The organism is Halapricum hydrolyticum (genome assembly GCF_025517535.1).
Classification (GTDB): Archaea; Halobacteriota; Halobacteria; order Halobacteriales; family Haloarculaceae; genus Halapricum; species Halapricum hydrolyticum.
This window is the reverse complement of the sequence record NZ_JAOPKC010000015.1, coordinates 16,577-28,579: the sequence shown is the minus strand read 5'-3', so window position 1 is coordinate 28,579 and position 12,003 is coordinate 16,577. Positions and strand designations below refer to the sequence as shown.

The following is a 12,003-nucleotide window of genomic DNA, read 5'->3' as shown; positions in this document are numbered from 1 at the left end:
TTCAACCTTTCAGCGCGCTGTTTGTTTTCATCGGGAAAACACTATCCGTCACCTCGTTGTATGTTCACATATGTACAAAGATATTCTCTTCCCGTTCGACGGCAGCGACGGGGCTGCCGACGTACTACACCACGCTGCTGAGATCGTCAACTGGGCCGACGGGACGATCCGGCTGTTGTACGTCGCCGACACGACGGAGGTCAGCACTACGCGCGTCGGTGGTGATGTCGTCGACGGCTTGGTTGAACAGGGTGAGGAGATCCTCGAAGCCGCGACGGCGACCCTGGATACGCTCGATGCGGACTACTCGACCGACGTCGTCCAGGGAGTGCCGGCCCAGACGATCGTCGACTACGCCGAGCGATACGGGCACGACGTGATCGTGATGCCGACTCAGGGCCGGACCGGGATGTCGCGATATCTGCTGGGTAGCGTCACCGAGAAGGTCGTCCGACTGTCGGAGACGCCGGTCCTGACTGCACGGATGCAACCCGACGAGAAGCTCGCGTATCCCTACCAGCGACTCCTCGTGCCGACGGACGGCAGTTCTGCGGCCGAGAACGCGGCCGTCCACGCGCTGGATCTCGCCGCGACGCTGGACGCGGCGGTCCACGTTCTCTCGGTCGTCGACACCGGCCCGCACGGTCCCGACGTCCCGCTGAAATCGCTCACGGCGGCGGCCGAAGACGTGGCCTCGGAGGCGGTCGATACTGTCGCCAACGCGGCCCAGCGGCGTGGCGTCGACGACGTTCACACGCACGTCGAGTACGGCTCGCCCGATGCCAAGATCCTCGAATACGTCGAGAGCGAGGACGTCGACGCCGTCGTGATGGGGACGACCGGCCGCCGTGGCGTCGAGCGCATCCTGCTGGGGAGCGTCACCGAGAAGACCGTCCGCTCGGCTCCGGTCCCTGTCGTCACAGTCCACGAGACGCACGAGACTGGCACGTCCGTATGAGGGCAGCGGGATCGTGGGTCTCCTTCTCTCCCAGGCCTTCTGGTAGAGGTTTTTATGCTTCGGATCGTTATATGTTCACATGGATTTCACAGTAATCCAGGGCGACATCGCCGCCGAGAGCGCGGACGCGCTGGTCAACGCCGCCGGGACGAGCCTCCGGATGGGCAGCGGCGTCGCCGGAGCGCTTCGACGTGGCGCGAACGGACCGATCAACGAGGAAGCCATGGAGAACGGGCCGGTCGACCTCGGTGCGGTCGCTGTCACCGACGCCTACGACCTCGACGCCGAGTACGTGATTCACGCGGCGGCGATGCCTCACTACGGGGACGGCCGCGCGACCGAAGAGAGTATCCGCGACGCGACGCGCAACTCGCTTGCGAAGGCCGACGAACTGGGGTGTGAGTCGCTGGTGATGCCGGTCCTCGGGACCGGTTCCGCCGCGTTCGACCTCGAGTACGGCGCACAGCTGGTCTGTGAGGAGATCGACCGCTACGAACCGGAGACGCTGTCGGACGTCCGGCTCATCGCCTACTCACAGACGGACTACGAGACCGTCCAGGCGGTCGCCGATCGCGTGTGATCGTCGTGATCCGCCGTCGTCAGCTTCTGCTCTCGCTGTTGGACCGGCTCGTGGACGAGACCCCCGATATTGCCTGATCGGAACACAGGCCACCGACAAGCCCACCGCTTCACGATGGGTAGCTGGCGCCGCATTCTACACGGTTAATACTGTTTCAATAGTTTTTGAAACCGGCAACTATATGTGGGTCTACGTTTTAGATTGATTTGAAATGGTGGTCGGACAGTGAGTCCAGTTGACGTTTTCGTTCCGGTGATACGGGCCGGAATCGACGAGACGCTGTCGTATCTGACGCTGCACGTCATCACGTGCCTGGTGCCGGCGTTTTTCATCGCGGGGGGAATCTCCGCGGTGTTGTCGGACCGGTTCATCAAGAAGTATCTCAGCAGCGACGCACCCAAGCTCCAGGCGTACTCGCTGGCGTCGGTGTCGGGGATCGCGCTGGCGGTGTGCAGCTGCACGATCCTGCCGATGTTCGCCGGCCTCTACAAGAAGGGCGCGGGGATCGGCCCTGCGACGGCCTTCCTGTTCTCGGGGCCGGCGATCAACGTCCTGGCGATCGTGTTTACCGCCCGCGTGCTCGGGCTGCCGCTCGGCGGCGCGCGAGCGTTCTTCGCGGTCGCGATGGCCGCCGGGATCGGTCTGACGATGGCGCTGGTCTTCGGCAGCAGCGACGACAGCGAGTCGCCCGAGGGTCAGACCGTCGCCACCGACGGCGGGTACGTCGCCGAACGTGACCGCCCCCTGTGGGTGACCGGCGGCTTCTTCGGGAGTCAGGTCGCGATCCTGCTGATCGCGGCGACCGGTCTGCTCACCTGGGCGGTCAAGGCACCGCTGCTCGCGCCGTGGTTCGCGCTGCTGGGGTACCTGCTGTACGCGCAGTTCGACCGCGACGTGATCGAGGAGTGGCTCCAGGAGACGTGGTTCTTCACGAAGACGATCTTCCCGCTGCTCATCGCCGGGACGTTCGTCATCGGCATCATCGGCGCGATCGCCGCTATGGCCCAGGGGATGGGCCCGCTGGAGACGGTCACGACCGAGGCCGGCGAGACCTTCAAAGCTCACCAGGTCGCACCCGGGCTGTTGACCCAGGGGATCTTCGGTGAGACGACGCTACTGTCGTCGGGTCTGGCGTCGGTCATCGGCGCGGTGCTGTACATGCCGACGTTGCTGGAAGTGCCCATCATCGGGTCGCTGTTCGGTTACACCAACGGCCTGATGGCCGACGGTCCGGCGCTGGCACTGCTACTGGCCGGCCCGTCGCTGTCACTGCCGAACATGCTGGTCATCTGGAAGACCATCGGCACCAAGCGGACGGCCCTGTACATCAGCCTCGTTGCGGCCGCCGCGACCGGCGCGGGCCTGATCTGGGGGCTGCTGATAGTCTGACGTATCGATTCACAACCAACTCAGATAACACAACCCATGAAAATCGAAGTCATCGGACCTGGCTGCGCCAGGTGCAAGAAGACCGCACAGAACGTCAACAAAGCACTCGAGCAACTCGACGGCAGCGCCAACGACGCGACCGTCGAGAAGGTCGAAGCCCAGATGGAGATCATCGACCGCGGCGTGATGCACACGCCCGCGGTCGCCGTCGACGGCGATATCGCAGTCGAGGGTGAAATCCCCGACGTCGATCAGCTCGTCGACCTGTTCCAGACTGCCTAGGGCTTTTCTCGGTCGCCGCGACCGTTCGGATGCACACACTGATTTGTGTGTACGTCCTATCACCACACAACAACCCATGTCCTCCCAATCGAACGACTACCGGATTTCGCCCGAGACGATGTCGGATCTGGAGTCGATGGCCTCGACGTGCAACGTCGAGAGCGCCCGCGACATCTTCCAGGCGCTCTCTGACGACCGACGTCTGACGATTATGCGGCTGCTCGGCGAGTCGGAACTCTGTGTCTGTGACATGGTCGAGCTGTTCGACATCGAGTACTCGAAGCTCTCCTATCACCTCAAGAAACTCAAGGAGGCGAGCCTCGTCGAGGCGGATCGGGAGGGCAACTACGTGACCTACCGACCGACCGAGCGCGGCGAGGACGTCATCGAGATCGTTCGTAGCATGTGCTGACCGTTTTGACAGGGTGCTTTTGGGATTGTCCGCTTCGCCAGGCGCCGCTACCGAGGTGTGACAGTCTATACCACGACATCTCGGGACCGATACGACCATGTCAGCGGCGCGAGCACGGGTAGACATGTACGTCGGACGATTCGTGATCGTCGGGCCCGAGGTCGGCGCCTATCGCGTCTCCTCGCGCTCGTTTCCAAATCGCCAGGCCGTCGACCGCGACGGCACGATTACGATCGAACCCACGCCGGACGCACCGCCGTCGGACAACCCCTACATCTCCTACAACGGGCTTCGCGTGACCGACCGGGGAGCGGTCGTCGGCAACGGCAGCCACGTCGACCCCATCGCCGAGAAACTGCAACTTGGCTATCCCGCCCGGGACGCGCTGGCCGAACCGCTGCTGGCGCTCGATTTCGAGAAAGACGACTACGACACCCCGCGGATCGCCGGTATCGTCGGGCTGGACGACGACCCCACGGCCGAGGACGCCGTGATCGGAACAGTCCGCCGGGACGCCCTGCTCGTCGAGGACGTCACTGAGCCGACGCTGGTTGCGACCTACGAGAAAGACAGTCCCGAAGCGTTCGCCTTCGAGGCGGGCGACGCCGCCGAGGCCGCCCGCGAGGCCTACGACCTGGACTTCGAGCACGCCGTCTGTGCGGCGGGCGTCGCCGTCGACGGTGACGGCTTCGAGACGGCTATCGTCAACGAGTAGCGTTCCGAGTCAGGCTCGCGTTTCCGCCGGCAGCGACGCCAGGAAATGCGAGAGGTGCAGGCGTTCGTCGGTCCCCTCGACCAGATCGAAGTCGATCTCGCCGGCGAGCCGGTGGACCCGGGCGAGTCGTCGGCCGGTGTAGCGCGATTGCGCAGTCCGGAGAATCGCCTCCATCAACTCGGCGCCGCTGTACCCCTCGTCGACGAGCAGGTCGTCGAGCGTCGAGCGGGCGTCGTCGAAGCGTCCCTCCTCGGCGGCGGCGAGCATCGCCTCGACCTCGTCGTCGGCCTCGATGTCGCCCAGGACCTCGTACGCCGTGTTCATCGTTATCTCGCCTTCGGCTTCGGCGGTCGTCTGTGCGCTCAGCACGGCCGTTCGGATGTCGCCGTTCGCGTAGCCAGCGACGTATTCCAGCCCCTCCTCGTCGTAGGCGACGCCCTCCGCGTCGACGATCCGTTCGAGGACGGAGACGAGTTCCTCGTGGGTCGGCGCGCGCACGGGAATGGGGAAACAGCGCGAGCGGATCGGCGCGATCAGGGTGCTCGGCTGGCGCGTCGCGATGACGAACTGCGTCGCCTCGTAGTACTGCTCCATGACCCGACGGAGCGCCTGCTGGAAGTCCTCGCGCATCGACTCGGCGTTGTCCAGCAGGATCGTCTTGTAGCTCCCGCCGACGGGCGTGTAACTGGCGGACTCTTTGAGCACGTAGTTTATCATCTCCCGCTTGGGAAGGTTGCTCTTGCCGGAGAGAAACGACCGAAAGCGGGGGTCGTTTTTGATCTCCGTCTTCGAGCGATCGAAGAAGTCAGCGACGTTGAGTTCGATGAAGTCGTTCTCGGCCCCCTCGTGTACCTCGGCTGCGAGCGCTCTGACGGCGGCGGTCTTGCCGGCCCCCTTCGGTCCGTGGACGAAGAGGTTCATCGGCTCCTCGCGAGCGCGTCCCAGTCGCTCTCGCACCGTCTGCTGGGGCAGGTCGTCGATCGCCGGCGCGTGCGTCTCGGTCCACAGCGGCCCGTCCATCGGATCGACGTAGACGGGCGGCGTTGAAGTATCCTGCGAGCGACGAGCGCTGATAGCGACCGGTGTCAGTCCCCTCCGTATCGACCGCACGACTGGTGTGGTCGTACCGGTAAATCGCTACAGCGGTCACTCTGTGACAGCCAGTGGGGCGAGTCGAAGAGAGTATGAACCAGCCAACCCACGTGACGACCAATGAGTGCCGACGAGACCCACAAGAACGCAGAGCAGGACGTCATCGCGGTCGACGCTGACGACAACGAGCAAGGCCTGGTCAACCGGCTGGACGCCCACACCGGCGACGGGATCCGCCACCGCGCCTTCACTGCGCTGTTGTTCGATGGGGACGGGAACGTCCTGCTGGCCCAGCGCGCCCCCGAAAAGCGGCTGTGGAACACGTTCTGGGACGGGACGGTCGCCTCCCACCCCCGGGAGGGACAGACCCAGGAGGAGGCGACGGAGATCCGTCTGGAGGAAGAACTCGGGGTCACGCCGGACCAGTACGAGAACCTGCGGGTCACGGATCGGTTCGAGTACAAGCGGTACTTCGAGAACGCGGGCGTCGAACACGAGGTCTGTACGGTGCTGCAGGCGACCCTGACCGACACGACCCTGGATCCCGACCCCGAAGAGGTCGCCGGCCTGCTGTGGGTGCCCTACGAGCGCCTACAGGAAAACCCCGAGCAGTACCGCCAGCTCCGGCTCTGCCCCTGGTTCGAAATCGCGATGCGTCGGGACTCAGAGTAGCGATAGTTTCTTTCGGCCGGCTCGACGAGGGGACGGGGCGACCTGCTGCGTTCAAACGAGTCGCCACTCGGTCGTGTCCTCGTCGGCGGATGCGTCGACAGGCTCGATCACGTCGCGTCGGTCCATCTCTTTGAGAACCTCACCGAGTCGGTCGGGCTGGGCGATCTCCATCTCGATGCGTTCGATCCCGTGATACTCCCGCAAAGCCGTGCGGATGTCGTCCCGGTCGAAGGCCTCGGCATCCGACTTCTCCATCACGCCCGAGATGAGATCCACCATGTCCTCGATGAAGTTCCAGGGGTAGACGATCCAGGCCCACTGTTCGAGGCGTTCGCCGACGAAGTCCGGTTCGAAATCGCTGGTGCCGAGCAGCTGCAGAGTCGCCGTCCGTACCGCGCCGGGGTCGCGCTCGCGGACGTACTCGGCGGCGTGGGCCATCGACTGGCCGGTGTCGGCGATGTCGTCGACGATCAGGACGTCCTTGCCCTCGACGGAGCCTTCCGGCATCGGGTAGCGCACCTCGGGCTCGTCGCCTTTTGCGGCGGCACCGACGTAGTGTTCGATCTTCAGGCTCGTCAGGTCGTCGAGACCGAGGAAATCACAGAGCGTGCGACCGGCGAACCAGCCGCCGCGAGCCAGCGCGACGACGACGTCCGGCTCGAAGTCGTCGGCCTTGACTTCGTCGCTGACCTCGCGCGTGAGGCCGTAGATGTACTCCCAGTTCGTGATCGTGCAGGGGAACTCCTCCGGCAGATCGCTCATCCGGTGTTCACCGTCCGAACGATTGGACCGACCGGCTATTAACCCGGCGGGTTCGGGCCAGAACGCCAAACCGTTAACCTGCCGGCCCACGCACCGACAGCCATGGACACTCGCGACGCTTATCTCGTCGACGCGTTCACCGACACACCGACCGACGGCAATCCCGCTGGCGTCGTCCCTGAGGCCGACGACCTCGACGCTGACCAGATGGGGGCGCTGGCGAACGAACTCGGCGCGAGCGAGACCGCGTTCGTCCGCGAGAGCGACGTCGCCGACCGACAGCTCCGGTATTTCACTCCCGAGACGGAGGTCGATCTCTGCGGGCACGCGACGATCGCGAGCCACGCGCTGCTGTCCGAGCGGGGCGTGATCGAGGCCGGCGAACACACCGTCGAGACCGAGGCCGGGGTGCTCGACGTTTCGATCGGCGAGGACGGGATCGTCTGGATGACCCAGAACGACCCGACTGTGACCGAACTCGACGTCGATACCAAGCGGGTGGCCGACGCGCTGGGCACCGACGCCGAGTCGATCAGAGCCGTGGGGCTCCCGATCGCGCGGACCTCGACCGGACTGCCTTTCCTCGCGGTGCCGGTCGAGTACTTCTCGGATCTCTCGGGGATGGAACCCGACATGCGAGCTATCGAGTTGCTGTCCGAAGCGCACGACGTGACCGGGATCTATGCGTTCACCTTCGATACCCTCGAAGGCGAGTCGACGCTGCACGGGCGGATGTTCGCTCCCAGCGCGGGCGTCGAGGAAGACCCGGTCACGGGAACGGCGAGCGGCGCAGTCGGAGCCTACCTCGACCGGCTGGGCGCGCTGGACGAGACCGCCGCGATGACCTTCGAGCAGGGGCACTTCCTGAACCGGCCCGGGACCGTCTCGGTCAGCATCGGAGCCGAGGTCAAGGTCGGCGGACGAGCCGTCACGACGCTCGAGGGGACGATCGTCGTCCCCGAGAGCGACGAGGACGAGATCATCGAGGTGTGAGAGTCCAGCGAACGTGGCGCCGGTCGTGATTGCGTGGGCGTGTACTGATCAGGATCAAGTGGACGCGACCCGTGCCTGGATCGAATCGACGTACTGCTCGCCCGGATCAAGTGGACGCGACCCCAGTTCGGAATCCTCAACGGTTTATCGGCCGAAATCGACCGATAGCGCAACTCCTATACGGAAGAAAGACAAATAGGACGTCAGCATGCAGCGGCTCGAGTCGGCGCCGCAGGATTTCGATCGGGTGCTGTCCTCGATGTGCACCGAACCACATCCGGCGGCCCGACAGGCAGCGGAACGCTTTCTCGCGACCAATCCGGGCGACCCGGAGACCTACCAGACGGTTGCCGATCTAGAACGTGACGCGGTCGAGTTGCTCGGGACGGTGACCGGCTTGCCCGAACCAGCTGGCTACGTCACGAGCGGCGGGACCGAGGCGAACATTCAGGCCGTGCGGATCGCGCGCAACCGCGCCGACACCGACGACCCGAACGTCGTCGTCCCGACCCACGCCCACTTCAGCTTCTGGAAGGCAGCCGATCTTCTGGGAGTCGAACTCCGAACCGCGCCGGCACGCGACCACCGCGCGGATACCGACGCGATGGCCGAGTTGATCGATGCCGATACCGTGCTCGTGGTCGGCGTCGCGGGATCGACCGAGTACGGGTACGTCGATCCGATCCCGGGCCTGGCAGAGCTGGCCCACGACGCCGACGCGCTCTTTCACGTTGATGCCGCCTGGGGTGGGTTCTATCTCCCCTTCAGTGACCACCGGTGGCACTTCGGCCACGCCGACGTCGACACGATGACGATCGACCCGCACAAGGTCGGTCAGGCCGCGGTGCCCGCGGGCGGACTCCTCGCGCGGTCGCCGGAGCTGCTGGACGAACTGGCAATCGACACGCCCTATCTCGAATCGACCAAGCAGGTCACGCTGACCGGCACGCGCTCGGGAGCGGGCGTCGCCAGCGCCGTCGCAGCCATGGAGGCGCTGTGGCCCGAGGGGTATCGCGAGCAGTACCGCCGTTCGATGGACAACGCCCGGTGGCTCGCGGACGAACTGGCCGAGCGAGGCTACGACGTCGTCGAACCGGAGCTGCCGCTGGTCGCCGCGGACGTCTCACAGCCGCTGGTCGAGAAACTCCGCGATCGGGGCTGGCGCGTCGCCAGGACCGGTGCCGACGAGCTTCGCGTGGTCTGTATGCCCCACGTCACGCGGTCGATGTTACGGTCGTTCGTCGCCGATCTCGACTGGTACTAGCGACAGACCCGCGAAACCGGCCGCCGCTGGTGGTCCGAAACCGATACGTTTTACGTCCAACCACACCCAGTGCTCACCGTGCCCGTCGAACTGGTCCCCGTCCTCGATAGCGGTATGATTGAGGGGTTCTACACGGCTATCGAGGGGGCGGTCAGAACCGCGACGGGGCCGGTCGGACTCGTTCTGATCGGAATCTACTCGTTTCTGATCGCGTTCGTGCTCCCGTTGCCCAGCGAGATCGTTCTCGCCCCTGCGAGCCACCTGAACCTCGGACTGCCGACGGAAGCGAACCTGGCGCTGATCGTCCTCGCGAGCGGGCTCGGCAAGGCAGCTGGCAGCGTCTTCGCGTTCCACATCGGCCAGGAAGCCAAACGGTCGGGACCGGTCATCAGGCTCGTCCGACAGTCGCGATTCGACGTGGTGAGCTGGTCGGAAAAGAAGGCTGTTCGACTCGCCCAGGAGTACGGGTACATCGGGCTTGCCGCCGCACTGTCGGTGCCCGGGTTCCCCGATACGATCTCGATCTACGCGTTCTCTGTGCTCGAACGGGACTACTACCGCTTCGCCGCGGCGACGTTCGTCGGCAGCGTCGGCCGGCTCGTCGTGACGATCGCCGGCTTTGCCGGCGTGACCGCACTGCTGTGACGGCCGGAACGGCAACCACTTCGCGTGCTATCCTGTCACTCAGGTACACTTATCACCTCAGCCACCGTCTATTCAGCATGCAAACACGTCGTATTTCTTCACAGTCGATACTCGGAGCACTCGTGATCGTGATCGGACTCGCGCTCTTGGCGGAGACGACGGGATACGCCGACGTCAGCGTGTTCTGGACGTACGTGCCGTCGCTGTTCGTCCTGCTGGGGTTGTTCGCGCTGGTCGCCAGCGGGTTCCGGAACGTCGTCGGGCCGGTGATCGTCGTCGCCGTCGCAAGCGCGTGGCAGCTCGTCGCCCTGGAGTATCTCACGGCCGAGGAAGTCATCCAGCTGTGGCCGCTCGCGATCGTCCTGTTCGGCCTGTCGATCGTGTTGGGACAGTACCGCTCGCGGGTCAAGAGCGTCGATGGATCGTACGTCACCGGACTGGGCGTGTTTGGCGGATCCGAAAAACGGGCGTCGAAACTGTTCACTGGCGGAACGCTGACGGCGCTGTTCGGCGGCGCGACGCTCGACCTGCGCGGCGCGACGCTCGAAGACCGCCCGGTGACCATCGCCGCGACGGCCGCTTTTGGCGGCGTCGACGTTATCGTCCCCCGCGAATGGAACGTCACGCTGGACGTGCTGCCGATCTTCGGCGGGGCGAGCGACGACCGGCTCCGGACGGAACACGAACACGAGGACGTCGATCTGATCGTGACTGGCTTCGCCGTTTTCGGCGGCGTCACGGTCAAGGATTGACCGTCTGACGGGTGGACGGTCGGCAATGTCGATCACGCGGATCGATCCGCTTCCGAGAGTTCCGTCCGGCTCTCGAACTTCGAGACCTCCGCTGGGTCGTGGTGTCGAACGATGACCACGTCGTAGGATCGGTCGGTCGCGATGCCACTGCCGACGCTGCTCAGCGACGTGACGATCTGCCCGGCGCTCTCGCTGCCGACGAACACCATCGACGCGTTCACGTCCTTTGCGACCCTGCGCACGCGGTTCGAGATCGTCCCGGCAGTGGGATAGCGATCGACGAGTTTCGGCTCGAAATCGGCACCCGGGGCGAGCCGCGTGACGCGCTCGTGCAACCGCGACGCGACGACTTTTTCATCCCACTCCTCGTCCGGGCCGATCCAGCCGTTCTCCCTGGCGTATCTGGTGTTTCCTTGTGGTATCACGGTGACAGCCAGTATCGGCTCGTCGAAGACGACCGCGAACTCAGCCGCACGTATCAGCGCCGCTTCGGCGAGATCAGAGCCGTCGAACGGAACCACAAGTGTCATATGTAACCTATGCACATGAAAAACAAATAACCACTGTCGATTGTCAGTGGTAGATAACAGCGGTCCCGGGAGGACCGCGAGCGCGCCGTCGGAACTCTTGCCTAACTGCTCATTTGGTCAGAAATACTATCGACTAATAAGTCACTCAGAGATAAATATAAGTGTACTTATCTTTTCCCAACTCGTATCTCAGGTATGGCTGACAAAAAGAACCGGGCTGGGCAACTCGGGCGACGCAGGTTTCTCCAACTGGCATGCGTCGGTTGTACTGGCCTGACAGCCGGGTGTCTGGGCGGATCAGACGGCGAGAGCTCGCCGGGCGACGACGAATCGCCCGAATACCCGACGCTTCGGGAGACACTCGACTGGGAGCCGTCGTACGTGATGGAACTGGACGTACCGATGGGTAGCGGGACGATGGTCGTCCACGAGGGAGACACGTACACGTCGTGGGTGACGCCCAGCGGATACGAGATGGAAGCCTATCGGATCGGCACGGACGAGTATATCGTCGTTGAGGGCCAGTGTTTCATCCCGGCAGGGACCTCGACAGGTGAGTTCTTCGAACCCGAACGGCTCGTCGAGGAGTCCGGCGACGTGAGAGCGACAGGGCGCGAGACGATCGACGGGCAAGACGTCTATCGGTTCGACGTGGACGAGGGGCGACTGTCCCTCGATACCGAGTCCGGCTATCCACGTCGGTTCGCACACGACGACGACAACGGGAGCATCGACTTTCATTCGTGGGGAGAGACAGATCCGATCTTGCCACCGGACATGGACTGTGAGGAACAGTAGACGACGCAACGAAATCGTCTGTTTGAGGAATTGTCATCGCATGAAGCGCGCGAATAGACCGCTGAGACTCCGCTCCAACAAGGTATAACGCGCGTGTCAGTCACTGACCCTTCGGCAACCGGTGTATAGACCCAATATATTTGTTGACTGTGAACACAT

15 protein-coding genes are annotated in these 12,003 nt (G+C 64.2%); 12 read left to right on the top strand and 3 right to left on the bottom strand.

Features of this window, described 5'->3' with window-relative positions; genetic code table 11:
- Positions 1-70 precede the first annotated feature (70 nt).
- The 6 genes from OB916_RS12080 to OB916_RS12055 all read left to right on the top strand — a co-directional run bounded on the left by OB916_RS12080 (position 71) and on the right by OB916_RS12055 (position 4,336).
- Positions 71-958, top strand: coding sequence for a universal stress protein (locus OB916_RS12080; RefSeq protein WP_315909549.1), 888 nt, complete (start codon positions 71-73; stop codon positions 956-958).
- 79 nt (positions 959-1,037) lie between these two features.
- Positions 1,038-1,538 carry a macro domain-containing protein gene (locus OB916_RS12075; protein WP_315909548.1) on the top strand — a complete coding sequence of 167 codons (501 nt, stop codon included), beginning with the start codon at positions 1,038-1,040 and terminating at the stop codon, positions 1,536-1,538.
- A gap of 225 nt (positions 1,539-1,763) precedes the next feature.
- A complete protein-coding gene (locus OB916_RS12070) occupies positions 1,764-2,927 on the top strand; it encodes a permease (RefSeq protein WP_315909547.1) in 1,164 nt (387 codons plus the stop codon).
- 36 nt (positions 2,928-2,963) lie between these two features.
- On the top strand, positions 2,964-3,209 hold the full coding sequence (locus OB916_RS12065; protein WP_315909546.1) for a thioredoxin family protein: 246 nt from the start codon (positions 2,964-2,966) through the stop codon (positions 3,207-3,209).
- Between the two features lie 76 nt (positions 3,210-3,285).
- Positions 3,286-3,621 carry an ArsR/SmtB family transcription factor gene (locus tag OB916_RS12060; RefSeq protein ID WP_315909545.1) on the top strand — a complete coding sequence of 112 codons (336 nt, stop codon included), beginning with the start codon at positions 3,286-3,288 and terminating at the stop codon, positions 3,619-3,621.
- Between the two features lie 124 nt (positions 3,622-3,745).
- The gene (locus OB916_RS12055; RefSeq protein ID WP_315909544.1) at positions 3,746-4,336 is read left to right on the top strand and encodes an IMP cyclohydrolase; all 591 of its coding nucleotides are present in this window, start codon (positions 3,746-3,748) and stop codon (positions 4,334-4,336) included.
- Positions 4,337-4,345: 9 nt separating this feature from the next.
- On the opposite strand, the gene OB916_RS12050 is transcribed toward OB916_RS12055, so the two are convergent.
- A complete protein-coding gene (locus OB916_RS12050) occupies positions 4,346-5,356 on the bottom strand; it encodes an AAA family ATPase (protein WP_315909543.1) in 1,011 nt (336 codons plus the stop codon).
- Positions 5,357-5,548: 192 nt separating this feature from the next.
- Here OB916_RS12050 and idi point away from each other — a divergent pair, with 192 nt between their 5' ends.
- Positions 5,549-6,100: an isopentenyl-diphosphate Delta-isomerase gene (gene idi / locus OB916_RS12045; protein ID WP_315909542.1), complete on the top strand. Its 552-nt coding sequence runs from the start codon at positions 5,549-5,551 to the stop codon at positions 6,098-6,100.
- 51 nt (positions 6,101-6,151) lie between these two features.
- On the opposite strand, the gene OB916_RS12040 is transcribed toward idi, so the two are convergent.
- Complete coding sequence (locus tag OB916_RS12040) at positions 6,152-6,862, bottom strand: phosphoribosyltransferase (RefSeq protein ID WP_315909541.1); 711 nt, start codon at positions 6,860-6,862, stop codon at positions 6,152-6,154.
- A 102-nt stretch (positions 6,863-6,964) separates the two neighbouring features.
- Here OB916_RS12040 and OB916_RS12035 point away from each other — a divergent pair, with 102 nt between their 5' ends.
- The 4 genes from OB916_RS12035 to OB916_RS12020 all read left to right on the top strand — a co-directional run bounded on the left by OB916_RS12035 (position 6,965) and on the right by OB916_RS12020 (position 10,516).
- A complete protein-coding gene (locus OB916_RS12035) occupies positions 6,965-7,855 on the top strand; it encodes a PhzF family phenazine biosynthesis protein (RefSeq protein WP_315909540.1) in 891 nt (296 codons plus the stop codon).
- A gap of 208 nt (positions 7,856-8,063) precedes the next feature.
- Positions 8,064-9,119, top strand: a complete 1,056-nt coding sequence (gene mfnA / locus OB916_RS12030; RefSeq protein ID WP_315909539.1) for a tyrosine decarboxylase MfnA — start codon at positions 8,064-8,066, stop codon at positions 9,117-9,119.
- 114 nt (positions 9,120-9,233) lie between these two features.
- Positions 9,234-9,764: a YqaA family protein gene (locus OB916_RS12025; protein ID WP_315909587.1), complete on the top strand. Its 531-nt coding sequence runs from the start codon at positions 9,234-9,236 to the stop codon at positions 9,762-9,764.
- A gap of 77 nt (positions 9,765-9,841) precedes the next feature.
- Complete coding sequence (locus OB916_RS12020; RefSeq protein ID WP_315909538.1) at positions 9,842-10,516, top strand: LiaF transmembrane domain-containing protein; 675 nt, start codon at positions 9,842-9,844, stop codon at positions 10,514-10,516.
- A 32-nt stretch (positions 10,517-10,548) separates the two neighbouring features.
- On the opposite strand, the gene OB916_RS12015 is transcribed toward OB916_RS12020, so the two are convergent.
- Positions 10,549-11,046 (bottom strand): universal stress protein, encoded by a 498-nt coding sequence (locus tag OB916_RS12015; RefSeq protein WP_315909537.1) that lies wholly within the window; start codon positions 11,044-11,046, stop codon positions 10,549-10,551.
- Between the two features lie 195 nt (positions 11,047-11,241).
- Between OB916_RS12015 and OB916_RS12010 the strand changes: the two genes are divergently transcribed.
- Positions 11,242-11,844, top strand: coding sequence for a hypothetical protein (locus OB916_RS12010; RefSeq protein WP_315909536.1), 603 nt, complete (start codon positions 11,242-11,244; stop codon positions 11,842-11,844).
- The last annotated feature ends 159 nt before the right edge of the window (positions 11,845-12,003 follow it).